This is a genomic window from Microbacterium sp. AC215 (assembly GCF_979258645.1).
Genome location: NZ_OZ409869.1, coordinates 2,066,984 through 2,092,411, shown reverse-complemented (window position 1 = coordinate 2,092,411; position 25,428 = coordinate 2,066,984). Strand labels below are relative to the sequence as shown.

The window sequence follows — 25,428 nt, the reverse complement described above, 5'->3', positions numbered from 1 at the left end:
GAAGCGGAGTCCCGGAGTCTCACCAACGGAGGCGTGATGTCCGAAGAGTTCCTGCTGTCTGTCCCGGCTGCCACGCGGTTGTCCGAGAACGCGGTGCGGTCCGTCCGCATCACGCCGGTCGCATTCCACGACCCGCCTCTGCTCAACACCGTCGGCGTGCACGAGCCGCTCGCGCTGCGCGCCATCGTGCAGGTGACCACCGAATCGGGCGTCGTCGGACTCGGCGAGACCTACGGCGACAGCGCGCACCTGCAGCGATTGCGGGTCGCCGCCGACGCCGTGCTCGGCTGCGACGTGTTCGCCACGAACGACCTGCGCGCGCGGGTCGAACGCAGTGTGGCCGGCGACGGCGTGCAGGGCGGACACGGCATGTCGGGCATGGTCACCGGCACGAGCACCGGCGACCGTGTGCTCTCGCCGTTCGACGTGGCCGCCATCGACATCCGCGGCAAGCTGCTCGGCATGCCCGCCAGCGAGCTGCTGGGCGGGCGGGTGCGGGATGCCGTGCCGTTCAGCGGCTACCTCTTCTACAAGTGGGCGGGGCATCCGGGCGGGTCCGACGACGAATGGGGCGAGGCGCTGACGCCGGACGGAATCGTCTCGCAGGCCCGTCGCATCGTCGACACCTACGGCTTCACAGCGCTCAAGCTCAAGGCCGGTGTCCTCGCGCCCGACGACGAGATCGCCGCGATCCTCGCGCTGCGCGAGGAGTTCCCCGACCACCCCCTGCGCATCGATCCGAACGGGGCCTGGACCGTCGAGACCTCGCTGCGGGTCGCCGATGCGCTGAAGGACGTGCTCGAATACCTCGAAGACCCCACCCCGGGTCTCGAGGGCATGGCCGAGGTGCGCCGCCACACCGACCTGCCGCTCGCCACCAACATGTGCGTCGTCGCGTTCTCGCACATCGCGGATGCCGTGCGACTCGGCGCGATCGACATCGTGCTCTCCGACCACCACTTCTGGGGAGGTCTCGAACGATCCCGGCTGCTCGCCGGCTTCGCCGAGACTCTCGGGTGGGGGCTCTCCATGCACTCGAACTCGCACCTCGGCATCAGCCTCGCTGCGATGACCCACCTCGCCGGTGCCACCCCCGGCGTCGGCTACGCGTGCGACACGCACTGGCCGTGGAAGCGCGAGGACGAAGACGTCATCGCCCCCGGCGCCCTGACCTTCAGGGACGGATCGCTGGCGGTGCCGACCGCGCCCGGACTCGGCGTCGAGCTCGACCCCGAGGCGCTCGCGCGGCTGCACAGGCAGTACCTCGACGGCGGCATCCGGGAGCGCGACGACACCGGCTACATGCAGCGCGTCGATCCCGGATACGTGCTCGAGAGCCCCCGCTGGTGAACGCGCCGCTGCGCATCGCAGTCACTGATCCGATCATGTCGGCGTTCGCCGACGATCTGCGCCGCACCGCGCGCCCGCACGAGTGGGTGTTCGCCGACCTCGACGTGCCCGGTTCGACGCGAGCGGCGATCGAGGGCGCCGACGTGGTGATCTGCTCGCGGCTCACGGTCGCAGAGATGGCAGGGGCCGATCGCGTGCGTCTCGTGCATGCGACGGGTGCGGGCGTCGACCGGGTGGAAGCCGGTGCCGTGCCCGAGGGTGTGCCGCTGTGCAACACAGGTCACCACGGCGCCGCGATCGCCGAGCACGTGCTCATGACCGCACTCATGCTGCGCCGTCGCGCGATCGACGCCGACGCCGAGATGCGTCGGGGGGAGTGGCGGACGATCGCGACGGCAGGCGCCCCTTACCATCGCTCGCTCGCCGGCAGCACCCTCGGACTGGTCGGCTACGGCGAGATCGGTCGCTCCGTCGCCCACCTCGCGAAGGCCTTCGGCATGCGCGTGGTCGCGATGCGCCGGCATCCGGACGCGGGCGGACTCGGAACCGAGCTGCTCGATCAGGTGTACGGCGAGGATCAGCTGCATCCGCTGCTGCGGGAGAGCGATGTCGTCGTCGTCACCGCGCCCCTCACCGAGAGCACGCGAGGGATGATCGACGCCGAAGCGCTCGCACAGCTGAACGCCGACGCTCTGATCGTCAACGTCGCCCGCGGGGCGCTCATCGACGAGGACGCACTGTTCTCGGCCCTCAGCGAGGGACGCATCGGGGGAGCGGCGATCGACGTGTGGTGGGATGCTCCGCAGGGTGCCGAGGCGCCGCCGGTCGTGCAGAGATTCGCCGCGCTCGACCGTGTCGTGCTGACCCCGCACCATTCGGGTCATGCCCGCGAGGTCTTCACCGCGCGGGCCGCCGACATCGCCCGCAACATCGACCTGCTCGACGCGGGCCTCCCACTCGAGCGTCAGGTGCGCTGAGGCGGCTGGCCGTGGGCGGGTCGCTCCGGCATCCGCTCAGCCGAGCTCGAACAGGCGGGTGACGATCAGCGTCACCGCGCCCAGAGCGGATGCGCCGAGTGCGATCGCGCGCGTGCGCCGGCGGTTGAGGAACCTGTTCACGAACCGCGACAGCACCACCCCCGCGACCGCGAACGGCGCCATCCAGGCCGCCGTGGCGAGCGCGTGCGTCGGCACCGCGCCCCACAGAAACAGCGCGACGAGCGACAGCGATGATCCGACGAGGAAGAACGCCGACATCGTGCCGCGCAGGCGCGGCCCGTCGGAGCCCTGCCAGATGATCGCCATCGGCGCCCCTCCGACCGACGTGGTCGTGCCCATGACGCCAGACAGCGCCCCGGCCACCGCCTGCGTCGTCCTCGTCACTCTCGGGCGCCAGCCCCGCAGCGAGACGACGACTCCGAGCAGCACGACGACCGCGACCGCCCAGGAGAGCACGGTCGTCGACATCACGGTGACGAGACCCGCGCCGACGACGGTCCCGGGCACCCGCCCCGCCAATGCCCAGCCGGCCCCGCGCAGATCGAGCGCCGCGCGATCCATCACCGCCACGATCAGCGTCACGACCATGGCCAGCATGATCACGAGCACCGGCAGCAGCGTCGTGTCGATCAGGGCGATGAACGGTGCGGCCAGCATCCCCATTCCGAAGCCGATCGAGCCCTGCAGGCAGCCGGCGACGAGGATGACGGCCCCCAGCAGCACGAACTCGAGCGGCGTCACCGCGGACTCAGCGACGCGGGGCGATCGAGCCGATCACGCGACGGCGCTTCTTGCTCTGCAGACGCCAGCGCTGGCCCGGGTCGGTCGCGAGACGCAGCCACGCGGCCAGGACGTTCGCGCACACCGTGGTGATGACGATCGCGAGACCGGGGAGCACCGACTGCCACCACGCCTCGGCGAGGTACTGGCGTCCCTGCGAGACCATGAGGCCCCAGCTGACATCGGGCGGCTGGATGCCGATGCCGAGGAAGCTCAGCGACGACTCCGCCAGCATCACGTAGCAGAACTCCAGCGTCGCCAGCGTGACCAACGTGGGCAGGACGTTCGGGACGATGTGCCGGAAGACGATGGCCTTGTTCGTGGCTCCGAAGTTCGTCGCGGCGTCGACGAACATCCTCGAGCGCAGCTCGGCGGCATCCGCTCGCGCCGTGCGCAGGTAGAGAGGTATGCGGGTGATCGCGAGCACGAGCACGATGTTGGCCGCACTGGGGTTGAACACGTACAGGATCACGACGGCGAGCAGCAGCGAGGGGAAGCTCATGATGACGTCGGCGATGCGCATCGACACCGATTCGCGCCATCCGCGGTGGAATCCGGCCCACATGCCCCAGATCGAGCCGACGACCGCCGAGACGACCACGGCGGCCGCCGCGACACCGAGCGTGGTTCCCGCGGCGGTGATGATGCGGGCGAGCAGGCTGCGACCCAGCGAGTCGCTGCCGAGGACGTACTCCCAGCCGAGCTGGAAGCTGAACGGCGGCATGTTGCGCGCGCCGAGGTCCTGTCGCTGGGCCATCTCGCCGAACAGCGGCGGACCGATGATCGCGGTGAGCACGATGAACGACAGCACGATGGCGGCTGCGGTGGCGACCTTGTCCTTCAGCAGCAGCTGCCAGAGGTTGGCGCGGCCCGACGAGCGGGCTCCGCGCGCCTTCTGCGTGAGGACGGTGACGGTCGATGCGTTGTCAGACATTCGTCAGCACCTCTGCCTTCGTGTCGGAGAGTGCCCCGGGACCGCGGCGACGGGCCTTGGCTCCCGAGGTCGGCCGCACGCGGGGATCCAGCAGCGCGTAACCGAGGTCGATGATGATGTTGAGGGCGAAGATCGCCAGAGCGGTGATGAGCACCGCGGCCTGCAGCACCGCGAAGTCGCGCTGCAGGATCGAGTCGATCATGAGCTTGCCGATGCCCGGCCAGCCGAAGATCGACTCCACCACGACCGCGCCGTTGATGAGGCCGACGGTCAGGTCGCCGGCGACGGTCAGGGCAGGTGCCGCGGCGTTGCGCAGCGCGTGCTTCGAGACGATGTGCATCTGGCCGGCGCCGCGACTGCGGGCGACCTGGATGTACGGCTGCCCGAGCACGGTCACCATCGACCCGCGGATCACCTGGGCGAGCACCCCGACCGGTCGCAGCATGAGCGTCGCGACCGGCAGGATCCAGACGAGAGCGCCGGAGGTTCCGGATGTCGGCAGCCAGCCGAGGGTGATCGCGAAGATCCAGATGCCGAGGATCGCCACCCAGAAGTCGGGCACGCTGGCCGCCGTCATCGAGAAGAAGCTCACGATGCGGTCGGCGATGCCGTTCGGCTTCAGCGACGCCCAGCTGCCGAGCACGATGGCGATGACGATCGCGAGGATCATCGTCACCGCGGCGAGCTGCAGGGTGGCCGGGAAGGCGCGCAGCGCCATCTCGGCGGCGGGTTCCCCGGTGCGCAGCGACTGACCGAAGTCCAGCTGCAGGACACCGAGGAAGTAGTCGCCCATCTGCTTCCACAGCGGCTGGTCGAAGCCGTTGCGGGCGGCGAAGTCCTCGCGCATCTGGTCGGTGGCGTTCAGCGGAAGGTACAGCTGCGACGGATCGCCGGTGAGACGGGCGAGCACGAAGACACCCAGTACGACGGCGATCAGCGGCAGCGCGCTCTGCAGGATCCGTTTTCTCAGGTAGGTCCACATGGTCGCCCGCCTCTCACTCTCGCTCGCGGTCAGCCCGCGAGCGAGACCTCCTTGATGCGCAGCTCGTCGCCGGTCGACGAGTTGGGCTCGTACGTCACGCGGTCGGCGAGACCGAGCATGACCGTCTGGTGCGCGATCGGGGCGAGGGCCACGACGTTCTCGCGCTCGTAGGCGAACACGTCCTCGTAGGCCGTCTGACGCTCATCGCCGGTCAGAGTGCGCGCCGTGTTGATGAGCTCGTCCAGACCCGGGTCGCCGAACTCGGCCTGCGCACCGCCCGTGAGCATGTACTGCTCGACCGTGAACTGCGCGTCACCCGCCTGGTTGCCGTGCTGGATGAGCATCGAGATGGGGCCCTCGTTCGTGACGAACGGGCTCAGCTGGTACTGCAGGTGCTGCGTGGTGTCGACCATGCGGAGCTCGACGTTGAGGCCGGCGGCGGCGAGCTGCTCGCGCAGGACCTCGCCGAGCTCGCTGACCTTCGGGAACTGGGCGGTGCGCACCGGCATGAGGATCTTCGTGTCCGTCGGGACGCCGTCCGCCGCAGCCTCCTCGACGAGGGCCTTCGCCTTCTCGGGGTCGTACTCCCAGGGCTCGAGGTCGGAGTTGAAGCCGACGATGCCCTCGGGGATCAGCTGCGCGGCGACCACGTCGCCGTCGGGGTAGAGGGAGGAGACGATGCCCTCGCGGTCGATCGCGTAGTTGATCGCCTGGCGGATGCGGATGTCGTCGAGCGGCGCCGTCTGCCCGGAGAAGCGCAGTGCGATCGTCTCGTTGTTCGGGTAGCTCACGCCGAAGTCGCCGATGCCGTCTTCGGCGCTGAGGCCGAGGGCGATGTCCGCCTCGCCGCTGGTGATCATCGCGGCACGGACGGTGCCCTCCGACCGCCACTGGTACTCGACCTCGGCGAACTGCGGAGCGTCGCCCCAGTAGTCGTCGTTGCGGTCGAGGGTGAGCTTCGTGCCGGCCTGCCAGTCGCCGATCGCGTAGGGGCCGGTGCCGATGGGCTCGCGCACGAACTCGGTGTTCGAGGTCTCGGGGGAGACGATCTCGATGAACGAGAGCTTCAGCGGGAGGATCGGGTCGGGGCTCGGGGTGGTCACGGTGAGGGTGGTGGCATCGGTGGCGGCGACCTCAAGGTCGTCGTCACCGAAGATGTACCCCTCGACGTTGCAGCCGAGGTCGCCGTTCACGGCGCGGTCGATCGAGTAGGCGGCCGCTTCGGCGTCGAAGGGGGTGCCGTCCTGGAACGTGACGTCGTCGCGGACGGTGAACGTCCACTCGGTGTCGCCGGTCTGCTCCCACTCGGTGGCGAGCAGCGGCTCGAGCTCTCCGGTCGACGGGTTGCGCTCGACGAGCGGCTCGGTCACCGTGCTGCGCACGACCACACCCGTCGAGGTGAGGTTCGCGTCGCATGCCTCGAGCGTGGGCGGCTCCTGCGTGAGCACGACGCGGAGAGTGTCTTCGGTGCCACCCTCGCCGCCGCCTTGCGACTCCGAGTTCGCGACCGAGCAGGATGCGAGCAGTGCGATCGACGCGATTCCAGCGGTGACGGCGGACGCGCGGGCCGCTCTGCGTCGGGGGGAAGAAAGCTTCATCGGTTCCTCCAGGTAGGGGACGGCCGAGGCCCAGAGTGGTCGTCGGCTCGTTCAGAATGTCGCAGACCGCTTCACGAGCGTCAACCGATGCGCGGCACGCATCGGCGGGCGGAACCGGGGCTCGGCGCTCGGCAGCGGTGGAGCGACATGCGGCGATCCGCGGGATTCCGCCGTTCTCGCCCGATGAATACAGCGGACGCATCAATCCATGCAACTTCGCTTATGGAACTGCATCGTTGACGGGTCGTAGTCTCGCGCCATGACGAACATCATCGATGCCCCCTCGCCCGTCGCCCCCGGCTCCGTCGCCCAGGCGGGGCCACTGCTCGACTCGCTCGAGCGGACGCTCCAGGACGAGTACTCCGTGGTGCGTCTTCCCGACGACCTCACGACCCTCGATCCCGCGGATGCCGCGAAGGTGCGCGCCGTCGTCACGAGCGGTCGCAACGGTGTCCCGTCCGCTCTGATGGCTGCGCTCCCGAACCTCGAGATCGTGACCAACTTCGGGGTGGGCTACGACACGACCGATGTGGCTCAGGCGGTCGCACGCGGCATCCAGGTCACCCACACGCCCGATGTGCTCACCGACTGCGTCGCCGATACGGCCCTCGGGCTCATGCTCGACGTGTTCCGACGGTTCGGGGCATCCGAGAGGTTCCTGCGCGAGGGCCGCTGGGAGTCCGGCGGCTTCCCGCTGACGCGTCGGTTCTCGGGCAGCACGGTCGGCGTGCTCGGCCTCGGCCGCATCGGGCAGGCGATCGCCCGGCGCGCGGCGGCATTCGACGCGACGATCCTCTACACGACCCGCCGCCCCGTCGAGGAGGCGCCGTGGGAGCACGTGGCCTCCGCCGTCGAACTCGCACGCCGATCGGATGTGCTCGTCATCGCGGTTCCCGGAGGAGCCGCGACCGAGGGTCTGGTCGACGCCGAGGTGATCCGCGCCCTCGGACCGGACGGGTTCCTGGTCAACATCGCCCGCGGCTCGGTCGTCGACGAGGACGCGCTGATCGCCGCTCTCGAGGCCGGTGAGATCGCGGGGGCGGGGCTCGACGTGTTCGCGCAGGAGCCGCACGTGCCCGAGCGGTTGATCCGCGACGATGTCACGCTGCTGCCCCACGTCGGCAGCGGAACGCACGAGACCCGGCGCGACATGCGAGACCTCACGCTGGCGAACCTCCGGGCGTACCTCGCAGGCGAGCCGCTCCCGACGCCGGTGCCGGAGATGTCTGCGCTTTGATGCAGGCGGCGCATTGATCTATCCACCATTTGGTTTGTAGGCGCATCGTTTCCCGCATAGCGTGACGATTGTTCAGATCCGAGCCGGACACCGGCGCGACACCCCAGGAGTGCACCGTGGCACGATTCACGCCCACCGAGCTGGCCGACCACCTTCGCGAAGGTCTCCTCTCGTTCCCCGCGACGGCATTCACGCCGGAGCTCGAGTTCGACGAGAAGCGCTACCGCGAGCACGTCGAGTGGCAGGCCGGATTCGGCGTCGCCGGTCTGTTCGCCGCCGGCGGCACCGGCGAGGGCTTCAGCCTCGATGCCGCAGAGTCGGCCGCGGTCGTCCGCGCGGCCGTGCAGGCGTCCCGACCCGAGGTGCCGGTGCTCGCGTCGGCCGGAGGCTGGACCCGCAATGCGATCGCGAACGCTCGCGCAGCGGAGGAGGCCGGTGCCGAGGGCATCCTCGTGCTGCCCCCGTATCTCACCGAATGCGACCAGCCCGGTCTCGTCGAGCACGTCTCGGCGATCGCCGCAGCGACCCGTCTCGCGATCATCGTCTACAACCGGGGCAACGCGATCTACTCGGCCGAGACGATGGCGATCCTCGCCGACCGACACGAGAACGTCATCGGCTTCAAGGATGCGACGGCCGACATCGAGCACCTCGCCTCGGTCTACGTCCGCAACGGCGAGCGGCTGTTCTACCTGGGCGGGCTGCCGACGGCGGAGACGTATGCGCTGCCGCTGCTGCAGATGGGCATGAGCACCTACTCGTCCGCGATGTTCAACTTCGTTCCCGAGTTCGCCCTCGAGTTCTACCGGGACGTGCGTGCCCAGGACCGAGTCGCGGTGACCGAGAAGCTGGGACGCTTCGTGCTGCCGTACATCGCGATCCGCGATCGGGGCCGCGGCTTCGGCGTCTCGATCGTCAAGGCGGGGCTGCGTCTCACCGGACACGGCGTCGGACCCGTCCGCCCGCCGCTGCACGACCTGTCGGAGCAGGATGACGCCGACCTCCTGCAGCTTCTCGACCGCGCCGGGCTGCTCGAGTCCGTCCCCGTCTGATCCTCACCATCCCCACCCTCGACTCAAGGAGAGTGACATGACCGTTCCCGTCCTCACCGGGCATTCCTCGATCGCCGGACGCTCCGTCGCCGGCACCGGCTCGGCACTGCACGCCATCGCGCCCGACACCGACGAGCAGCTCGATCCGCCCTACTCGCAGATCGACGTCGACCAGCTCCGCGAGGCGACGGCGGCCGCCGCAGAGGCGTTCGTGACGTTCTCGCGCCTCGAGCCCGAGGCACACGCGGCCTTCCTCGAGACGGTCGCGGAGGAGATCGAGGCGATCGGCGACACACTGATCGAACGGGCGATGCAGGAGACCGGGTTGCCGCAGGCGCGTCTTCTCGGCGAGCGTGCGCGCACCACCGGGCAGCTGCGGCTGTTCGCCGAGGTCGTCCGAGCCGGCGAGCACCGAGGCGTGCGCATCGATCCGGTGCAGCCCGACCGCACGCCGGTGCCCCGCGTCGACATCCGCCAGCGCAAGCTCCCTCTCGGGCCGGTGGCGGTGTTCGGGGCGTCGAACTTCCCGTTCGCGTTCTCCACCGCCGGCGGAGACACCGCATCCGCCCTCGCAGCCGGCTGCCCGGTCGTGTTCAAGGCGCACAGCTCGCACCCCGGCACGAGCGAGCTCGTGGCCGCGGCGATCGCGCGTGCCATCGACGCCCATGGACTGCATCCGGGAGTCTTCTCGCACATCTTCGGCCCGGGCCGCAGCGTCGGACAGGCGCTCGTCTCCGACCCCGAGATCCAGGCCGTCGGGTTCACCGGCTCCCGCGAAGGCGGTCTCGCCCTCGTGCGCGCCTCGCAGGCGCGGCCAGTGCCGATCCCCGTCTACGCCGAGATGAGCTCGGTGAACCCCGTGTTCATCCTGCCCGGCGCTCTGCGCGGCGATGTCGGAGCGCTCGCCGCGGGGTACGTGCAGAGCGCGACCGGATCCAGCGGGCAGCTGTGCACGCAGCCCGGAATCGTCTTCATCCCGCGGGGCGCGCAGGGCGACGCCTTCCTGCAGGCCGTATCCGAGGCGCTGCGCGCGGCCACAGGGCAGACCATGCTCTCGCCGAGCATCGCCGCCGCGTGGCGCGAGGGCGTCGAGACGAGGGACGCCAACGCCGAGATCCTCGCGAGGGGATCCGACGGACAGGGTCCGCATGCTCCCGCGCCCGTGATCCACGCGGCCGACCTCGGATCGTTCGAGGAGAACCACGTGCTGCACGAGGAGATCTTCGGTGCGGCATCGCTGGTGGTGCGGTACGGCGATGTCGTCGAGCTGGTGCAGGCGGCGTCGCGTCTGGAGGGTCAGCTGACGGCCACGCTGCAGCTCAGCGCGGACGACAATGAGCTCGCGGCGGCGCTGCTGCCGGTGCTCGAGCGCAAGGTCGGGCGCATCCTCGCGAACGGCTGGCCGACCGGGGTCGAGGTCGGGCACGCCATGGTTCACGGCGGACCGTTCCCGGCGACGAGCGACTCGCGCACCACGAGCGTCGGGACTCTCGCGATCGAGCGCTTCCTGCGGCCCGTCGCCTATCAGAACATCCCCGACGAGCTGCTGCCCGAGGCGCTGCGCGACGCCAACCCGTGGCACGTCCCGCGCTTCATCGACGGGCGGCGCGAGGCGTCCGCATGAGCGCCGTTCCCACCGTCGACAGAGTCGAGGTCGTTCCGGTCGCCGGCCACGACTCGATGCTGTTGAACCTCTCGGGCGCGCACGGGCCGTTCTTCACCCGCAACATCGTCATCGTGACGGATTCGGACGGACGCGAGGGTCTCGGCGAGGTTCCCGGCGGAGAGCCGATCCGCCGCACCATCATCGAGGCCGGCGAGATGCTCTCGGGTCAGCCGGTCGGCCGATACCGTTCGCTGCTGCGGTCGATCGCGACGCGCTTCGCCGATCGCGACGCCGGTGGCCGCGGGCTGCAGACGTTCGACCTGCGCACCACCGTGCACGCCGTCACCGGCATCGAGTCGGCGCTTCTCGACCTGCATGCGCAGCACCTCGGCGTGCCGGTCGCCGAACTGCTCGGCGACGGTCAGCAGCGCGACAGCGTGCCGATGCTGGGCTATCTGTTCTTCGTCGGCGATGCCGACAGGACCGACCTCCCCTATCTGCGCGAGAGCGGCGACAGCTGGGAGAGCGTGCGACGCGAAGAGGCGATGACGGCCGAGGGCGTCCTGCGCCTGGCCGAAGCCGCCCAGCAGCGCTACGGATTCGCGGACTTCAAGCTCAAGGGCGGCGTGCTCGACGGAGAGATCGAGGCCGACGTCGTGACCGCCCTCGCCCAGCGCTTCCCCGAGGCGCGCATCACGCTCGACCCGAACGGCGGGTGGCTGCTGGAGGATGCGGTGCGCATCGGTCGACGACTGCGCGACGTGCTCGCCTACGCCGAGGACCCCTGCGGTGCGGAGGGCCGGTTCTCGGGCCGAGAGGTGATGGCGGAGTTCCGGCGGCGCACCGGACTGCGGACCGCGACGAACATGATCGCGACCGACTGGCGCGAGATGGCGCACGCGATCCGATCGGATGCCGTCGACATCCCGCTCGCTGACCCGCACTTCTGGACGATGGCAGGGTCGGTGCGCGTCGCGCAGCTGTGCAACGACTTCGACCTCACATGGGGCTCGCACTCGAACAACCACTTCGACATCTCGCTGGCGATGTTCACGCAGGTCGGTGCGGCCGCGCCCGGCGAGATCACGGCACTCGACACGCACTGGATCTGGCAGGACGGTCAGCAGCTGACGGTCGATGCGCCGCAGATCCGCGACGGCGCGGTGCGCGTGCCCGACCGGCCGGGACTCGGTGTGACGATCGACCGCGTGCGGCTCGCCGAGGCCCACGAGCTGTATGTCGAGCACGGGCTCGGCGCCCGCGACGACGCGATCGGCATGCAGTACCTCGTGCCCGACTGGCAGTTCGACAGCAAGCGGCCCGCCCTCGTGCGCTGAGGCGCGTCCGGGTGGATCGCTACTCGAACCCGCCGGTCAACCGTCCCCGCATCCGCTGACTGCTCTCGTTCATCCCGACGATCTCGACGCTCTTGCCGAGCGCTGCATACTTCGTCTCGATCGCATCCAGGGCGGCGACGGTCGACGCATCCCAGATGTGCGATCCCGAGAGGTCGATCACGACATGCTCGGGGTCGTCGGGGTACTCGAAGAGGGTGGTCAGGTCGTTGCTCGAGGCGAAGAACAGCTCGCCGTTCACGACGTAGCGCGCGACGTCGCCCGAGACCGAGCGCTCGACCGACACGAAGTGCGCCACCCGCCGCACGAACAGCACGGATGCGACCAGCACCCCGCCGACGACGCCGACCGCGAGGTTGTGGGTGAGGAGCACGAGCACGACGGTCGCCACCATCACGAAGGTCTCGCTCTTCGGCATCCGCTTGAGGGTCGACGGCTTCACGCTGTGCCAGTCGAAGGCGCCGATCGCGACCATGATCATCACGGCGACGAGGGCGGCCATGGGGATCGTGCCGACGAAGTCGCCGAACACGACGACCAGCAGGAACAGGAAGATGCCGGCGCAGAACGTCGAGATGCGGGTACGCGCCCCGGACGCCTTGACGCCGATCATGGTCTGGCCGATCACCGCGCATCCGCCCATGCCTCCGAAGATTCCGGAGAGCATGTTCGCCACGCCCTGCGCCCACGACTCGCGCGTCTTGTTCGAGTGGGTGTCGGTGATCTCGTCGACGAGCTTGGCGGTGAGCAGTGACTCCATGAGCCCGACCAGCGCGACCCCGAGGGCGAACGGAGCGATGATCGTGAACGTCTCCCAGGTGAGCGGCACGTTCGGGATGAACAGCTCGGGAAGGCTCTTCGGCAGCTCGCCCTGATCGCCGACCGTCGGCACGGTGATCGCGAACGCCAGCACGACACCGGTCACGATGACCACCGACACGAGTGGCGCGGGCACGACCCTGGTGATCCTGGGCATCACGATCATCACGACGATCCCCAGTGCGACCAGCGGATACACCAGCCACGGCACGTCGATCAGCTGCGGGAACTGCGAGCTGAACACGAAGATCGCGAGCGCGTTCACGAACCCGACCATGACGCTGCGTGGGATGAATCGCATCAGCTTCGCGACGCCCAGCACCCCGAGGAGCACCTGGAAGATGCCCGCGAGGATCACGGTCGCGATGAAGTAGTCCATCCCGTAGGTCGGAGCGACCGGTGCGATCACGAGCGCGACGGCTCCGGTCGCCGCGGTCACCATCGCGGGGCGCCCGCCGAGGAACGCGATCGACACCGCCATGATGAACGACGAGAACAGCCCCACCTTCGGGTCGACGCCCGCGATCACCGAGAACGCGATCGCCTCGGGGATCAGCGCGAGACCCACGACCAGGCCCGCGAGCACCTCGCGCGTCAGCATCCGCGGACTCTTCAGCGCCTGGAGGACAGTGGGATTCGCCCGATAGCGGGCGCGATCGTCGACCGCGAGTGCAGACATGGGGATGCTCCAGAGAAGGTGCCCGGGGATGGGGCAGACGTTCCAGCGTAAGACCTCGGTCTCGATGCGGAGGATTTCTGCAGTACGGAGGGCGGATGCCGGGAATCGGCCCTCCGCATCGAGGATCCCCTCCCGATCGGTGGTGTCGCGGGAGGGTGGCGAGATCGCGAGGTCATTGCGAGCAGGTATCTGCGTGTCATGTGCAGCAGAGTGACAAGGGCTGGGCGCGTTCGGATTGTCAGTATGTTCCGAGATTTTGCGCGTACCCGGTCTCGGGCGGATACTCATCCCATCCGCGCCGCCCTTCTCGGCCGGGGAATCGACATGCACAGCACCCCTGTTCTCGCCCCTGACACGACCATCGCCATCGTCGGCGCCGGTCGTCTCGGCGGCGTTCTCGCCCGGGCCCTGCGTGCAGCGGGCTTCGGCGTCCTCGGCCCGCTTCGTCGCGACGACCGGATGCCGGATGCCGATATCGCGCTGCTCTGCATTCCCGATTCGGCGATCGCGGCGGTGGCCTTCGCCGCGCGACCGCATGCTCGACTCGTCGCGCATGTCTCAGGTGCGACGCCGCTCGCCGACGTCGACTTCAGCATCCACCCGCTGCAGACCTTCACCGGCACCGAGACGCCCGAGGTCTTCCGCGGAATCGGCGTCGCAGTCGACGGCCGCACACCCGAGGCGCTCGCGGTGGCCGAGCAGCTCGCCACAGCGCTCGGTGCGACACCCTTCCGCGTCGACGACGCCCACCGCGCGGAGTATCACGCGGCCGCATCCTTCGCCTCGAACTTCGTGCTCACGGTGCTCGACGCCGCCGAGCGCCTCGCGGCTCCCTCCGGGCTGGATCGCGCCCACCTCGCACCGCTCGTGCAGCAGACGGTCGACAACTGGGTGGCATCCGGCGCGGCATCCGCCCTCACCGGTCCGATCGCTCGCGGCGACGAGGCGACCGTCGCGCGGCAGCGCGCAGCATCCGCCGACGTCGCCGACCTCTTCGACGCACTCGCCGCCGCCACCCGAGCGGTCGCCGACAGAAAGCCCCGGTCATGAGAATCCTCCGTACGATCGCCGAGGTGCGCACCGCGGTTCGAGACGCCCGCGGTGACGGCGGGACTGTCGGGCTCGTCCCGACCATGGGCGCCTTCCACGAGGGGCACCTCTCGCTCATGCGCGCGGCGAGGGCGCAGAACGACCTCGTCGTCGTCTCGCTCTTCGTCAATCCGACCCAGTTCGCCGCGAACGAAGACCTCAGCACCTACCCGCGCGACGAAGCGCGTGACGCCGCGCTCGCCGAAGCGGAGGGCGTCGACATCCTCTTCGCCCCCGAGCCGGCCGAGATCTACCCCGACGGCTTCGCCACGAACATTCACGTGGCGGGCATCACCGAGGTACTCGACGGCGCGAGCCGCGGCCCCCACCACTTCGACGGCGTCGCGACCGTCGTCACGAAGCTGTTCGGCATCGTGCAGCCCGACGTCGCGTACTTCGGGCAGAAGGACGCGCAGCAGGTGCTCGTCGTCCGGCGGGTCGTGCGTGACCTGAACCTCGATGTGCGCATCGAGGCGTGCCCCATCGTCCGCGAACCCGACGGACTCGCCATGAGCTCGCGCAACGTTTACCTCGACGCGGATGCACGCGACCGGGCGACCGCGCTGAACCGTGCGCTCGACGCGGCGGATGCCGCGCACCGTTCGGGCGACGGGGACGGTATCGGCGATGGCGATGGCATCCTGTCCGCTGCCCGGGATGTTCTCGCCGAGGCGGGAATCGACGTCGAGTATCTGGAACTCCGGGATGCCGAGACGCTTCAGCCCGTCACCCGCATCGACCGCGACGCCCTGCTGCTCGTCGCCGCTCGTGTCGGCGCCGCCCGATTGATCGACAACCACCTGCTGAGAGGGTTCACGCCATGAGCGCCCACGCCGCCCCGACGAAGCGACTGACCCTGCGCGATCTCGACGCCAAGAAGCATGCCGGCGAGCCGATCGTCATGGTCACCGCGTACGACTTCCCGAGTGCGCAGATCGTCGAGGAGGCCGGCGTCGACCTGGTGCTCGTCGGTGATTCGGCCGCGATGACCGTGCTCGGCCACGACAGCACCGTGCCCGTCACGACCGACGAGATGTTGATGCTGACGAAGGCCGTGCGGCGCGGACTCACGAAGCCACTGCTCGTCGGCGACCTGCCCTTCGGTTCGTACGAGGCGTCGGATGAGCTCGCCCTCGCGACCGCGCAGCGCTTCATCAAGGAGGCCGGCGTCGACCTGGTCAAGATCGAGCGCGGCGGCACCACGGTCGACCGTGCTCGAGCGCTCGTGAATGCCGGCATCCCCGTCGTCGGCCATGTCGGGCTCACCCCGCAGACCGCGACCTCGCTCGGCGGATACCGGGCCCAGGGACGCACCGCCGAGGCGGCGCTCGCCGTGATCGACGACGCCCTCGCGCTGCAGGATGCCGGAGTTTCGCTGCTCGTGATCGAAGCAGTGCCGTCCGAGGTCACCGCCGCTCTCGCGCCCCTGCTGCGCATTCCGCTGATCGGCATCGGAGCCGGAGCGGATGCCGACGGCCAGGTGCTCGTCTTCCACGACCTGCTCGGCATCTACGCCGGCGGGGCCGCCAAGTTCGTCAAGCGCTACGCCGATGTGCGCGGTGTGTCCATCGCGGGGGTCGCGGCCTATGCCGACGAGGTGCGAGGCGGGCAGTACCCGGCGCCCGAGCACTGCTACGGGATGCCCGAGGGCGAGGCCGCGCGACTGCGCGACCTGCTCGCGCGGCGGTAGGCGTCGGCCTCCGGGCGCTTCGACGTCCGGCATCCATTGCTGTCCCTCTCTTGCTGGCCATCGTCGATGTGGAGGAGATCTGCGATGCGGAGGGCCGTATCGACGATCCCATCCTCCGGTGCGCTGTTCTCCTCCGCACCGCAAGAGCTCGATACCGCCGCGTCGAGGTGTCGCAGCGCGCATCACGCATTGTGAAGGAGAAATGCGCTTCCGAAGGAGAGAATCCCGGGATCAGGCCTTCCGAAGCGCAGAACTCCTCCGGTGCGTGGGTGCGTGGGTGTGTGGGTGTGTGGGTGTGTGGGCGCCGCGATGAAAGAGGTCCCCCTCACGCCTCCCAGCGCAGGATGTCGCCGGGCTGGCATTCCAGCACTTCGCACAGTGCGTCGAGGGTCGAGAACCGCACGGCTTTCGCCCGCCCGTTCTTCAGCACGGCCAGGTTCGTCGGCGTGATCCCGATGCGCTCGGCCAGCTCGCCGACACCCATCTTGCGTCGCGCCATCATCACGTCGATGTCGACGACGACGGGCATCAGATGACCTCGTTGTCGAGCTCGGACCGCAGCGCCTGCGCCTCGACATCGCGGTCGATCGCCTGCCGCAGCAGCGCCTTCATCACCACGACCAGCAGGGCGACGCCGGCGAGCACCACCCCGGCTCCGCCGATGAGCGCGACGAGACCCGGAGCTGCCGAGCCCGGAGCGAGTATCGCCGCGAGGATCCACAGGAGAGCCGCGGCCACGAGGATCGCGCCGATGATCACGTCGATGTAGCGGAACGACGAGGTCGAGAAGATCGATCCGCGACGCACCTTCGTGAGCAGCAGCCACACGCAGATGCCGAAGACCTGCAGAGTGCCCACCCCGAGGACGACGATCGACACGAAGGCGATCCGTCCCCACAGCTCTTCGTCGGCGAGGTCGAGCCACAGCAGCGGCACGATGAGCGCCTGCACGGCCACGGATCCGACCAGCGCCAACGCGATCACGACCCGCAGCACGATGATCGTCGACTTCGCCATGACTCCACCCCTCATCGAACAACAGCAGAAATCTATCGTTAATCGTTCGATTCGGCAAGGTGGATGTGCGGGGGCGCGTTCGATGCGGAGGAGATCTACGGAAGGGAGGATCAACTGCGCGAGTTCGTCCTCCGGTGCGCAGATCTCCTCCGCTACGCGGATCTGCTCCGGTGCGCAGATCTCCTCCGGGTGCGGGGCCGCGCGCTCGGAAGGAGATCGCGCATAACGAAGGAGATATCGGCGGCATCCCTCCTTCGAGGCGAGAGATTTCCCTCGCAGTGGGAGTGGATGCCGGGGCCGCGCGCTCGGAAGGAGATCGCGCATAACGAAGGAGGTGTCGGCGGCATCCGTCCTTCGGGGCGAGAGATCTCCTGCGTACTGGGGGTGGATGCCGGAGGGCAGCGCGCGCTCGGAAGGAGATCGCGTCGACCGAAGGAGGTGTCGCCGTCATACCTCCTTCGAGGCAAGAGATTTCCCTCGCGGTGGGGGTGGATGCCGGAGGCGGCGCGCTCTCGGAAGGAGATCGCGTCTACCGAAGGAGGTGTCGGCGGCATCTGTCCTTCGGAGCGAGAGATCTCCTTCGTAGGGGGGTGGATGAGGGGGCAGCGCGCGCTCGGAAGGAGATCGCGCCTAGCGAAGGAGCTATCGGCGGCATCCGCCCTCCGCAGTGAGAGACCTCCCCCAGCGCGAGAGACCTCCACCCAACAGAGAGCAGCTACTCCGCCCGACGCACCCGCAGCACCAGTGCGATGAGCGCGAGCGCGATGACCGCGACGCCGTACCCGACGCACACTGCGCCGAGTCCGAAGACTCCGACCAGCATCCCTGCGATGACTGCGGGCACGCCGAAGGCGAGGTAGGCGAGCAGGTAGATCACGGCGAACGTGTCGGCGCGGTCGGTCGGGGGGATGCGGGGTGCGAGTGAGGCGACGACTCCCGAGAAGGCGGTGCCGAATCCCATGCCGGTCACGGCGGTCGCGGCGAGGTAGAACGGAAGCGACCCGGTCGCGAGCGCCCAGAGCGACAGCGCGGTGCCGACGGCGAGGGCCGCGGTGCCGAAGATCACCGAGGTGCGCGGGCGCCGGTTGCGGAAGAGGAATGCGGTGACCGCACCGACGCCGGCCAGCATCGCGACCGCGAGTCCCTGCCAGACGTGCGCCTCACCGCCGAGCTGGGTGCGCACGATGTTCGCGCCGAGTGAGAGGAAGAGCCCACCCGTCGCCCAGCCGGCGATGATCGCGGGGGCTCCGCGCCAGAAGTCCGAGCGGATGCCGGCCGGCACCGACAGCCGGAAGCTCAGCGACGCGAGTGCACCCGGCCGCAGCGGAGCGGTCTCGGGTGCCAGGAAGAAGAGCCCCGCGAGCACGATGTACACGGCGGTCAAAGGTGCGAACACGTCGAGCAGCGGCTGTCCGGTCACGTCCAGCGCGATGCCCGAGACGAGCGCGCCGAGGGCGAGGCCGATTCCGGGGCTGAGCGCGTTCCACAGTGCGGCGACCCTCGAACGGCCACCGGGGGCGAGGTCGAGTGCGGCGGCCGAGAGGGCGGCGATGAGTACGCCACTCGCCGCACCCTGCAGGATGCGGGCGAGCATGAGCGTGGCGACCGTATCGGCATGCCAGAACAGCACCATGCTCGCGGCGAGCACCAGGAGACCGCCGATCGCGACCGGTCGCCGCCCGACATGGTCGGAGAGCGAGCCTGCGGTGAGCAGGGCGAGCAGCAGGGCGATCGCGTAGACGGCGAAGACGGCGCTGATGACGATCGCGTCGAATCCGATCTCAGCGGCGAGCACGGGGTAGAACGGCGACGGCGCACTCGCGCCCATCATCATCGCGATCTGCGTCACGACGGCCAGCGCGAAGCCGAAGCGCGGGCGACGGATCCGAGGTGCCGTCGCGGTCGTGTCGATCGGTGACGTGGTGGTCATGAGTGCTCCCGCGGTATCGGTTCGAGATTCATCGAACTATCGGAGCGTACTCGCGATTCCGCGATTGTTCAACTATTCTCGAACCATGCCAGGCGAACTCCCGCACCCCGAGCGATCCGAGATCCAGCTCACCGATGTGCTCTTCGCCCTCAGCGACCCCGAGCGTCTGGCGATCGCGCGACAGCTCGCCGACGGCCCGCTCGACATGGCCGAATGCCACGCGACCGACCCGAACCTGCCGAAGTCCACCAAGTCGCATTTCATGAAGGTGCTGCGCGAAGCGGGCGTGATCCGCAACGAGCCCAACGGCCGGCGACGGATGCTGACGCTGCGCCGCGCAGAGCTCGACGAGCTGTTCCCCGGCCTGCTGGAGTCCGTGCTGCGTTCCTGACCCGCAACCGCCCAGGCGGGAGCCCACCGCCTCAGCGGAAGTACGACGCGCCGTTCAGGTCGAGCACCGTGCCCGACGCCCACACCGCGGTCGGCGAGGTGAGATAGGCGACGGCATCCGCCACCTCCTCCGGCGAGCCCACCCGGCCGAACGGACTCTGGCCGCGGATGCTGTCGCCCTGCGCTCCCTCGAGCTTCGCCGCCTGCCGGTCTGTCGCCACCATTCCCGGAGCGACCGAGGTCACAGAGATGCCGTGGGGTGCGAGCACCAGCGCCATCGACTGCCCGAACGCGTGCAGTCCTGCCTTCGTCGCGGCGTACGCGGGGTGGTCGGCCTCTCCGCGGAACGCGCCGCGTGACCCGATGTTGACGATCGATCCGCCGCTGCCCCGCTCGATCATGTGCTGAGCGACGAGCATCGTGACGTTCGAGGCGCCGAGCAGGTTCACCGAGGCCATGGCAGACCAGGCGCGCTGCCACTCGGCATACGTCGTCGAGTCGACGCGATGCTCGTTCGCCGCGCTCGGGGCCACGGCTGCATTGTTCACCAGGATGTCGAGTGAACCCAGGGCTGTGATGCCCTCCTCGACCACGCGCTGCGCCTCCGCCGGATCCCCGAGGTCGCCGCCCACGATCGCATGGTCCGAGCCTTCGAGCGAGGCGAGGGTCTCTTCCGCGGACGCGCGATCACGGCCGTAGTGCACGACGACCCGGTCGCCCCGTCGGGCGAAGGCCTGCGCCACTGCGCGGCCGATGCCGCGCGAGCTGCCCGTGATCAGCGCATGCGCCATCTCAGGACGCGACCTGCGTGCGACCGACCGCATGCACCGCCGGCTCGATCTCGGACCACACCGAGTCCAGCGAGAGGTGGAGCACGCCGGCGATCGCGGCGATGGTCGAGAAGGCGGGGGTCGCCACGCGACCCGACTCGATCTTGCGCAGGGTCTCGGGCGAGACTCCCGCCTCGAGGGCGACGCTCAGCATCGATCGCTCACCGCGCGCTCGCCGCAGCAGCGCGCCGAGGCGCTCGCCCCGCTCGACCTCGGCGGGAGTCAGGGGCATCCGAACCATCATGTGCCCATTGTAATACCGGGATAGTATTACCGGGATAGTTATTGGAACGACTGACGGCGAGCTGTGGAGAACCCCATGATCGAGATCCTGAACCGCGACGAACTGGCTCGTGCACGAGACGCGGGCGCCCTCGTCGGCGGCATCCTCCAGTCCCTCAAGGAGCGAGCCGCGGTCGGGGTGAACCTGCTCGACCTCGACCGCTGGACGAAGCAGATGATCGAGGATGCCGGTGCGCAGTCCTGCTACGTCGATTACGCCCCCTCCTTCGGCCGGGGGCCCTTCGGCCACTACGTCTGCACTGCCGTGAACGACGCGGTGCTGCACGGGATGCCGCACGATTACGCCCTCCTCGACGGCGACCTTCTCACTCTCGACCTCGCCGTCACGCTCCGGGGGATCTCAGCGGATGCCGCCATCAGCTTCGTGGTCGGCGACGGTGCCGCATCCGCCGACCTCGACATGATCGACGCGACCGAGCGTGCGCTGGCCGCCGCGATCGCCGCAGCCCGACCCGGCGCGCGCATCGGCGACCTCTCCCACGCGATCGGCACGGTGCTCGGCGACGCGGGCTACCCGATCAATCTCGAGTTCGGCGGCCATGGCATCGGTTCGACGATGCACCAGGATCCGCACGTCGCGAACGACGGACGCCCCGGCCGCGGCTACAGACTGCGCCCCGGCCTGCTGCTCGCACTGGAACCGTGGGTGATGGCCGACACCGACCGGCTGGTCACCGACGACGACGGCTGGACGCTGCGCAGTGCGACCGGATGCCGCACAGCCCACACCGAGCACACCATCGCCATCACCGAGACCGGGGCCGAGGTGCTCACGCTGCCGCGCTGACCCTCGTCACTTCGTGCGCGAGCCGCTCCGCACCCGACGCACAGCGCGGCCGGCCAGGTCCTTGAGCCGGCCGCCGGGGTACTGCCTGCGCAGCTCGACGGCGCCGCCGCGTCCCGCGACCGGCGTGCACGTGCGCCCGGCGAGCAGGGGTGAGCGTCCCGCGGCGGCGAGCGTCGCGGCATCCGCTCGGAGGGGGACGTCGAAGGTCCACCCCGCCCGTCGCACGGTCACGAAGAGCTTCGCCCCGCGCGACTCGTCGCCGGGCCGGAACACCTTCAGCGGGTCGATCGCGATGCGGAGGGAGTCGAGGCTGCGTGGGTGGAGGTTCGCCACGCGACGCTCGATCGCCGCGGCCTTGTCGCGCCACACCAACTCGACGTGATCGTTGGACATCTCCCGCTTGGCTTCGAGAAGACCGGTCGGAAGGCCGTCCATCGCGATCGGCAGTGACGTCATGACGCCCGTGCCCGGCTCGAACTCGAGTGCGTCCTGCCCGTCGCGGGTGATCGAGACATCGACGGTGAGATACAGTCCGCCGCCCCGCGACCACCGTGCCGACGTCACCACCGCCCGGCAGGTGAGCTCGGCCTCGAACCGCGCGAACGTCAGCAGGTCGGCGCGTCGATCGGCTCGCAGCAGTGCGGCCCGGATGCGGTTCGGAAAGGCCAGGCCTCCGTCGACGCCGGGTCCGAAGCGACGTCGCGCGAGCGGGATGACGACGTCGAGCAGTCGCTGGCGATACTCCTCGGGGTACCCGGCGTACTTCTTGCCCGACACCCGCTTGAGGATCTTGCCGCGGAACCAGTGCCGCAGCAGCCGGTCGCGCAGTCGCCCCGGTTCGGTGTACCGCTCGACGAGATCGAGCACGGCCTCGAGATGCGGGAAGTACGTCTCGGGTTCGATCCGCGACGAACTGGCACTGCCCGCATGCTTGACCCACGCGTAGCAGGGGCGGCTGGCGAGGATCGAGATCGTCGACGCCTCGAAGTACGCCCTCATCACGAACAGATGGTCTTCGAGGCGCACCTTGCCGTCGGGGAATCGGATGCGCTTCTCGCGCAGGAACGAGGTGCGGAACATCTTGTGCGGCGTCAGCATCTCGAGCAGCGGATCCTCGCCGAGGCGCGCACGGGGGATGTCGCGGCGGAAGATGCGACTCGGAAGCCGCCGGCCGATGCCGACCTCCCTGCCGACCACGACATCGGATGCATGCTCGTCGGCGTAGTCGCAGAGCGCCTCGAGGGCGCCGTCGTAGAGCCAGTCGTCCTGATCGACGAACTGGATGTACGTGCCGCGCGCATCGTCGATCCCGTGGTTGCGCGGTGTTCCCGGCCATCCCGAATGCGGCAGATACGCGACGCGCACGTAGGGACGATCACGCGCGATCTCGACCAGTCGAGCCGCCGTCTCCTCACCGGAGCCGTCGTCGCAGAGCAGCACCTCGAACCGGCCGTGATCGAGCGTCTGCCGATCGAGAGACGCGATGAGCTCGTCGAACGCCGCTCCCGGACGGAACACGGGAACGACGACGCTCACTCTGATCGAAGTGGACGGTGGGGAAACGGCAGGGGAAGACGACATCGACGGCAGTCAAACATCGTCGGCTATGGAGCGCACGGGGCTTGCTTTCAGCGCCGTGTGCGTGCAGTGCGTGCGCCGTGTGCGTGCAGTGCGTGTCAGTGGGATCGTGCGTGGGCCGCCGCGCGGCCGCGGAGGAAGCCGATGACGCCGTCATCGTCGGCGAGCGCGATCGCCCGCGCGTAGGCCTCACCGGCATCCTGTCCGGTCTCGGCGAGCAGGCCCGCCCGAGCCGCCCAGTACGGCTGGAATCCCTCTGCATGGGCCGGAAGTGCGGCGAGGCCCGCCTCGGCTCCGTCGATGCGCGCGGTGACGACGGCGGCCGCGACCCGGGCGCCGAGGGTCGGAGCGACCGCGAGAAGCGCGGCGTACAGCATCCGCAGCGAGTCCCAATCGGTCGCGCCCGTGCGCAGCCGATCGCAGTGCACCGCCTGGATCGCCGCCTCGAACTGGAATCGTCCCGGCGCACCGGTCGGCCGCGCTCGCCGCAGGTACGCCTCGCCCTCGGCGATCAGCGCCGCATCCCAGGTCTGAGGATCCTGCTCGTCGAGGGGGATGAACTCGCGAGAGCGCCGCGCGAGAGTCAGCGTCGTGAGGGCGGCCAGCCCCCACGCCTCAGGCTCGTCCTCGAGGAGCCCCGCCAGAGTGACGGCCAGGTACTGCGCCTCGCCCGCCATCGACTCGGCGTCGCCGCGCCAGGTGAGCGCGGCGCATCCGTAGACCGCCTCCAGCACAGCGGGCAATCGTTCGGGCATCGAGCGGCGGTCCGGAATCGCGAACGGGATGCGGGCATCTCTGATGCGTCGCTTCGCCCGCACCAGGCGCTGTGCCATCGCCGTCGCCGGAACGGCGAACGCGCGCGCGACCTCGGCCGCCTCGAATCCGAGCACGGTCTGGAGCATGAGCGGCGCGCGCACGGCCGGGTCGATCGCCGGATGCGCGCACACGAACAGCAGTTCGAGTCGCTTGTCGCCGATCGCGAGCGGATCATGGTCGGCGAGCGGATCGACGCGAGCGCTCTCCTCGGCGAGGGGAGCGGATGCCGTCGCCGCGGCCGACTTCCACACGTCGCGCAGCCTGTTCCTCGCCACGGTCATCAACCACCCTTCCGGGTTGTCGGGCACTCCGGCATCCGGCCAGCGCCGCAGCGCCTCTTCGAACGCTCCCGACAGGGAGTCCTCGGCGAGCGCGAGGTCGCCGGACCGCGCCGCGAGCAGCGCGACCAGCCGGCCGTAGGAGGTCCGCGCCGCACTCTCTGCAGCGGCCCGGACCCCCTCGGGGATCATCGGTTCGGAGTCCAGACGCCGTCGACCGTGAACACGGCACCCGGGCGGATCTCGACCGCACCCCAGAACGCCGGCGGGGCCTGGCGGGCGAATCCGATCGCGGCATCCAGGTCGGGCACGTCGATGACGACCGTGCCGCCGAGCTGCTCTTTCGTGTCGGCGAACGGGCCGTCCTGCACCTGCAGTGCGTCATCGCGCACGCGAACGGTGGTGCTGACGGCCGACGGCTGCAGAACCTCGGCCGAGACGAGCACCCCTGCCGACTGCAGGGTGGCGGCGTAGCTCGCGAATGCGGCCTGGCCCTCTGCGAGCGCCTCGGCGCCCAGAGTCTCGGCATCGAGCTCTTCGTAGTGCAACAGCAGTGTGTAGCGCATGTCTCTTCCTCACTGTTCGACGGTCAGCGTACAGAGAGATGACGTTCGAGCAGCAGGCCGATCGACACATCCGCCGAAGTTCGCCTTCCGGGCCGAGACTCCCACCCCACACTCAGCCTTAACGATATATCGTTGACTATCGCTCACCACTTCCGGGAGGTCATCATGAACAACGCATTCCCCTCGAACCCGTTCGGCGGATCCGGCTTCGGCTCGGGCCAGGGCGGACCCGCATCCGCGATCTTCGATGCCATGGAGCAGCTCCGCAAGTCCTTCGAGCAGCGCCCCAGCGGCGGCTCGCGCATGGCGAAGGGCGACGTCCGCACTGCGGTGCTGTCGCTGCTCACCGAGAAGCCGATGCACGGCTACCAGATCATCAACGAGATCGCCGATCGCAGCGGCGGATCGTGGAAGCCGAGCGCAGGCTCGGTCTACCCCACCCTGCAGCTGCTGGCCGACGAGGGCCTGATCGAGGCTCAGGAGCAGAACGGTCGCAAGACCTACTCGCTCACCGAGGCCGGCCGCGCCGTCGCCGCCGAGCACACCGAGACCCCCGCCCCCTGGGAGTCGCAGTCGAAGAGCGAGGGCTCGCACGACAACCCCCGCTACAGCGCACTGCCCAAGGCGGGCGTCGACCTCGCGGCGGCAGCCGCGGCCGTCGGTCGCAGCGGCAGCACCGAGCAGGTGCAGCAGGCGGTCGAGATCCTCGACGAGGCCCGCCGTAGGCTGTACTCGATCCTCGCTCAGGACTGATCGCACACGAC

Annotated in this window: 25 protein-coding genes; 12 read left to right on the top strand and 13 right to left on the bottom strand. The window is 69.4% G+C overall.

Annotated elements, in window-relative coordinates:
- Positions 1 to 36: 36 nt before the first annotated feature.
- Together ACZZZF_RS10180 and ACZZZF_RS10175 are read left to right on the top strand one after the other, a co-directional pair.
- Positions 37 to 1,350: a glucarate dehydratase family protein gene (locus tag ACZZZF_RS10180; RefSeq protein WP_463498194.1), complete on the top strand. Its 1,314-nt coding sequence runs from the start codon at positions 37 to 39 to the stop codon at positions 1,348 to 1,350.
- Positions 1,347 to 2,327 (top strand): 2-hydroxyacid dehydrogenase, encoded by a 981-nt coding sequence (locus ACZZZF_RS10175; protein ID WP_463498193.1) that lies wholly within the window; start codon positions 1,347 to 1,349, stop codon positions 2,325 to 2,327. Before ACZZZF_RS10180 ends, ACZZZF_RS10175 begins: the two co-directional genes overlap by 4 nt.
- A 36-nt stretch (positions 2,328 to 2,363) precedes the next feature.
- Here the strand turns inward: ACZZZF_RS10175 and ACZZZF_RS10170 are convergent, their stop codons facing one another.
- From ACZZZF_RS10170 to ACZZZF_RS10155, 4 genes are read right to left on the bottom strand one after another with little or no spacing between them, the layout of a single operon-like run.
- Positions 2,364 to 3,089, bottom strand: coding sequence for a sulfite exporter TauE/SafE family protein (locus ACZZZF_RS10170; RefSeq protein WP_363519108.1), 726 nt, complete (start codon positions 3,087 to 3,089; stop codon positions 2,364 to 2,366).
- A gap of 7 nt (positions 3,090 to 3,096) precedes the next feature.
- The gene (locus ACZZZF_RS10165) at positions 3,097 to 4,062 is read right to left on the bottom strand and encodes an ABC transporter permease (protein ID WP_053098433.1); all 966 of its coding nucleotides are present in this window, start codon (positions 4,060 to 4,062) and stop codon (positions 3,097 to 3,099) included.
- On the bottom strand, positions 4,055 to 5,044 hold the full coding sequence (locus ACZZZF_RS10160; protein ID WP_053098434.1) for an ABC transporter permease: 990 nt from the start codon (positions 5,042 to 5,044) through the stop codon (positions 4,055 to 4,057). Before ACZZZF_RS10160 ends, ACZZZF_RS10165 begins: the two co-directional genes overlap by 8 nt.
- Positions 5,045 to 5,073: 29 nt before the next feature.
- The gene (locus ACZZZF_RS10155; RefSeq protein ID WP_463498191.1) at positions 5,074 to 6,642 is read right to left on the bottom strand and encodes an ABC transporter substrate-binding protein; all 1,569 of its coding nucleotides are present in this window, start codon (positions 6,640 to 6,642) and stop codon (positions 5,074 to 5,076) included.
- 259 nt (positions 6,643 to 6,901) lie between these two features.
- Here ACZZZF_RS10155 and ACZZZF_RS10150 point away from each other — a divergent pair, with 259 nt between their 5' ends.
- From ACZZZF_RS10150 to ACZZZF_RS10135, 4 genes are all read left to right on the top strand, one after another.
- Positions 6,902 to 7,879 (top strand): 2-hydroxyacid dehydrogenase, encoded by a 978-nt coding sequence (locus tag ACZZZF_RS10150; protein ID WP_463498190.1) that lies wholly within the window; start codon positions 6,902 to 6,904, stop codon positions 7,877 to 7,879.
- Positions 7,880 to 7,995: 116 nt separating this feature from the next.
- A complete protein-coding gene (locus tag ACZZZF_RS10145) occupies positions 7,996 to 8,931 on the top strand; it encodes a 5-dehydro-4-deoxyglucarate dehydratase (RefSeq protein WP_053098437.1) in 936 nt (311 codons plus the stop codon).
- A gap of 37 nt (positions 8,932 to 8,968) precedes the next feature.
- Positions 8,969 to 10,555, top strand: coding sequence for an aldehyde dehydrogenase (NADP(+)) (locus tag ACZZZF_RS10140; RefSeq protein ID WP_463498189.1), 1,587 nt, complete (start codon positions 8,969 to 8,971; stop codon positions 10,553 to 10,555).
- Entirely contained in the window at positions 10,552 to 11,874 is a 1,323-nt protein-coding gene (locus tag ACZZZF_RS10135) for an enolase C-terminal domain-like protein (protein ID WP_463498188.1), read from the top strand. Before ACZZZF_RS10140 ends, ACZZZF_RS10135 begins: the two co-directional genes overlap by 4 nt.
- Before the next feature lie 19 nt (positions 11,875 to 11,893).
- Here the strand turns inward: ACZZZF_RS10135 and ACZZZF_RS10130 are convergent, their stop codons facing one another.
- The gene (locus tag ACZZZF_RS10130; RefSeq protein WP_463498186.1) at positions 11,894 to 13,390 is read right to left on the bottom strand and encodes a SulP family inorganic anion transporter; all 1,497 of its coding nucleotides are present in this window, start codon (positions 13,388 to 13,390) and stop codon (positions 11,894 to 11,896) included.
- 324 nt (positions 13,391 to 13,714) lie between these two features.
- On the opposite strand from ACZZZF_RS10130, the gene ACZZZF_RS10125 reads away from it, so the two are divergent.
- Genes ACZZZF_RS10125 through panB form a run of 3 tightly spaced genes read left to right on the top strand, consistent with a single transcriptional unit; the run spans position 13,715 to position 16,169 of the window.
- On the top strand, positions 13,715 to 14,440 hold the full coding sequence (locus ACZZZF_RS10125) for a DUF2520 domain-containing protein (RefSeq protein WP_463498185.1): 726 nt from the start codon (positions 13,715 to 13,717) through the stop codon (positions 14,438 to 14,440).
- On the top strand, positions 14,437 to 15,303 hold the full coding sequence (panC, locus tag ACZZZF_RS10120; protein WP_463498184.1) for a pantoate--beta-alanine ligase: 867 nt from the start codon (positions 14,437 to 14,439) through the stop codon (positions 15,301 to 15,303). The genes ACZZZF_RS10125 and panC overlap by 4 nt, the downstream gene beginning before the upstream one ends.
- A complete protein-coding gene (gene panB, locus ACZZZF_RS10115) occupies positions 15,300 to 16,169 on the top strand; it encodes a 3-methyl-2-oxobutanoate hydroxymethyltransferase (RefSeq protein ID WP_463498183.1) in 870 nt (289 codons plus the stop codon). Before panC ends, panB begins: the two co-directional genes overlap by 4 nt.
- Positions 16,170 to 16,494: 325 nt before the next feature.
- Here panB and ACZZZF_RS10110 read toward each other — a convergent pair whose 3' ends face one another.
- The 3 genes from ACZZZF_RS10110 to ACZZZF_RS10100 form a co-directional block, all read right to left on the bottom strand.
- A complete protein-coding gene (locus ACZZZF_RS10110) occupies positions 16,495 to 16,698 on the bottom strand; it encodes a helix-turn-helix domain-containing protein (RefSeq protein WP_042540715.1) in 204 nt (67 codons plus the stop codon).
- Positions 16,698 to 17,186 (bottom strand): DUF2975 domain-containing protein, encoded by a 489-nt coding sequence (locus tag ACZZZF_RS10105; RefSeq protein WP_053098445.1) that lies wholly within the window; start codon positions 17,184 to 17,186, stop codon positions 16,698 to 16,700. Before ACZZZF_RS10105 ends, ACZZZF_RS10110 begins: the two co-directional genes overlap by 1 nt.
- Before the next feature lie 715 nt (positions 17,187 to 17,901).
- A complete protein-coding gene (locus ACZZZF_RS10100) occupies positions 17,902 to 19,116 on the bottom strand; it encodes an MFS transporter (RefSeq protein WP_463498182.1) in 1,215 nt (404 codons plus the stop codon).
- 85 nt (positions 19,117 to 19,201) lie between these two features.
- Between ACZZZF_RS10100 and ACZZZF_RS10095 the strand changes: the two genes are divergently transcribed.
- Entirely contained in the window at positions 19,202 to 19,507 is a 306-nt protein-coding gene (locus tag ACZZZF_RS10095) for an ArsR/SmtB family transcription factor (protein WP_053098447.1), read from the top strand.
- 31 nt (positions 19,508 to 19,538) lie between these two features.
- Here ACZZZF_RS10095 and ACZZZF_RS10090 read toward each other — a convergent pair whose 3' ends face one another.
- Both ACZZZF_RS10090 and ACZZZF_RS10085 read right to left on the bottom strand, forming a co-directional pair.
- The gene (locus tag ACZZZF_RS10090) at positions 19,539 to 20,297 is read right to left on the bottom strand and encodes an SDR family NAD(P)-dependent oxidoreductase (protein ID WP_463498180.1); all 759 of its coding nucleotides are present in this window, start codon (positions 20,295 to 20,297) and stop codon (positions 19,539 to 19,541) included.
- Between the two features lies 1 nt (position 20,298).
- Complete coding sequence (locus ACZZZF_RS10085; protein WP_056277652.1) at positions 20,299 to 20,577, bottom strand: helix-turn-helix domain-containing protein; 279 nt, start codon at positions 20,575 to 20,577, stop codon at positions 20,299 to 20,301.
- Between the two features lie 78 nt (positions 20,578 to 20,655).
- Here ACZZZF_RS10085 and map point away from each other — a divergent pair, with 78 nt between their 5' ends.
- Entirely contained in the window at positions 20,656 to 21,426 is a 771-nt protein-coding gene (gene map, locus ACZZZF_RS10080) for a type I methionyl aminopeptidase (protein WP_187249009.1), read from the top strand.
- 6 nt (positions 21,427 to 21,432) lie between these two features.
- On the opposite strand, the gene ACZZZF_RS10075 is transcribed toward map, so the two are convergent.
- The 3 genes from ACZZZF_RS10075 to ACZZZF_RS10065 all read right to left on the bottom strand — a co-directional run bounded on the left by ACZZZF_RS10075 (position 21,433) and on the right by ACZZZF_RS10065 (position 24,664).
- Complete coding sequence (locus ACZZZF_RS10075) at positions 21,433 to 22,962, bottom strand: glycosyltransferase family 2 protein (protein WP_463498179.1); 1,530 nt, start codon at positions 22,960 to 22,962, stop codon at positions 21,433 to 21,435.
- 140 nt (positions 22,963 to 23,102) lie between these two features.
- Complete coding sequence (locus tag ACZZZF_RS10070) at positions 23,103 to 24,290, bottom strand: RNA polymerase sigma factor (RefSeq protein ID WP_463498178.1); 1,188 nt, start codon at positions 24,288 to 24,290, stop codon at positions 23,103 to 23,105.
- On the bottom strand, positions 24,287 to 24,664 hold the full coding sequence (locus ACZZZF_RS10065) for a YciI family protein (RefSeq protein ID WP_053098451.1): 378 nt from the start codon (positions 24,662 to 24,664) through the stop codon (positions 24,287 to 24,289). The genes ACZZZF_RS10070 and ACZZZF_RS10065 overlap by 4 nt, the downstream gene beginning before the upstream one ends.
- Positions 24,665 to 24,829: 165 nt before the next feature.
- On the opposite strand from ACZZZF_RS10065, the gene ACZZZF_RS10060 reads away from it, so the two are divergent.
- Positions 24,830 to 25,417, top strand: coding sequence for a PadR family transcriptional regulator (locus ACZZZF_RS10060; RefSeq protein ID WP_053098452.1), 588 nt, complete (start codon positions 24,830 to 24,832; stop codon positions 25,415 to 25,417).
- The last annotated feature ends 11 nt before the right edge of the window (positions 25,418 to 25,428 follow it).

Excerpts from the sequence above, each read along its gene's own strand:
- ACZZZF_RS10100 (WP_463498182.1), bottom strand. The coding sequence starts at position 19,116 with ATGACCACCACGTCACCGATCGACACGACCGCGACGGCACCTCGGATC.
- ACZZZF_RS10160 (WP_053098434.1), bottom strand. The coding sequence starts at position 5,044 with ATGTGGACCTACCTGAGAAAACGGATCCTGCAGAGCGCGCTGCCGCTG.
- ACZZZF_RS10110 (WP_042540715.1), bottom strand. The coding sequence starts at position 16,698 with ATGCCCGTCGTCGTCGACATCGACGTGATGATGGCGCGACGCAAGATG.
- ACZZZF_RS10140 (WP_463498189.1), top strand. The coding sequence starts at position 8,969 with ATGACCGTTCCCGTCCTCACCGGGCATTCCTCGATCGCCGGACGCTCC.
- ACZZZF_RS10070 (WP_463498178.1), bottom strand. The coding sequence starts at position 24,290 with ATGATCCCCGAGGGGGTCCGGGCCGCTGCAGAGAGTGCGGCGCGGACC.
- ACZZZF_RS10105 (WP_053098445.1), bottom strand. The coding sequence starts at position 17,186 with ATGGCGAAGTCGACGATCATCGTGCTGCGGGTCGTGATCGCGTTGGCG.
- ACZZZF_RS10180 (WP_463498194.1), top strand. The coding sequence starts at position 37 with ATGTCCGAAGAGTTCCTGCTGTCTGTCCCGGCTGCCACGCGGTTGTCC.
- ACZZZF_RS10095 (WP_053098447.1), top strand. The coding sequence starts at position 19,202 with ATGCCAGGCGAACTCCCGCACCCCGAGCGATCCGAGATCCAGCTCACC.
- ACZZZF_RS10065 (WP_053098451.1), bottom strand. The coding sequence starts at position 24,664 with ATGCGCTACACACTGCTGTTGCACTACGAAGAGCTCGATGCCGAGACT.
- ACZZZF_RS10150 (WP_463498190.1), top strand. The coding sequence starts at position 6,902 with ATGACGAACATCATCGATGCCCCCTCGCCCGTCGCCCCCGGCTCCGTC.
- ACZZZF_RS10130 (WP_463498186.1), bottom strand. The coding sequence starts at position 13,390 with ATGTCTGCACTCGCGGTCGACGATCGCGCCCGCTATCGGGCGAATCCC.
- ACZZZF_RS10165 (WP_053098433.1), bottom strand. The coding sequence starts at position 4,062 with ATGTCTGACAACGCATCGACCGTCACCGTCCTCACGCAGAAGGCGCGC.
- ACZZZF_RS10155 (WP_463498191.1), bottom strand. The coding sequence starts at position 6,642 with ATGAAGCTTTCTTCCCCCCGACGCAGAGCGGCCCGCGCGTCCGCCGTC.
- map (WP_187249009.1), top strand. The coding sequence starts at position 20,656 with ATGATCGAGATCCTGAACCGCGACGAACTGGCTCGTGCACGAGACGCG.
- ACZZZF_RS10085 (WP_056277652.1), bottom strand. The coding sequence starts at position 20,577 with ATGGTTCGGATGCCCCTGACTCCCGCCGAGGTCGAGCGGGGCGAGCGC.
- ACZZZF_RS10060 (WP_053098452.1), top strand. The coding sequence starts at position 24,830 with ATGAACAACGCATTCCCCTCGAACCCGTTCGGCGGATCCGGCTTCGGC.
- ACZZZF_RS10135 (WP_463498188.1), top strand. The coding sequence starts at position 10,552 with ATGAGCGCCGTTCCCACCGTCGACAGAGTCGAGGTCGTTCCGGTCGCC.
- ACZZZF_RS10125 (WP_463498185.1), top strand. The coding sequence starts at position 13,715 with ATGCACAGCACCCCTGTTCTCGCCCCTGACACGACCATCGCCATCGTC.
- panC (WP_463498184.1), top strand. The coding sequence starts at position 14,437 with ATGAGAATCCTCCGTACGATCGCCGAGGTGCGCACCGCGGTTCGAGAC.
- ACZZZF_RS10090 (WP_463498180.1), bottom strand. The coding sequence starts at position 20,297 with ATGGCGCATGCGCTGATCACGGGCAGCTCGCGCGGCATCGGCCGCGCA.
- panB (WP_463498183.1), top strand. The coding sequence starts at position 15,300 with ATGAGCGCCCACGCCGCCCCGACGAAGCGACTGACCCTGCGCGATCTC.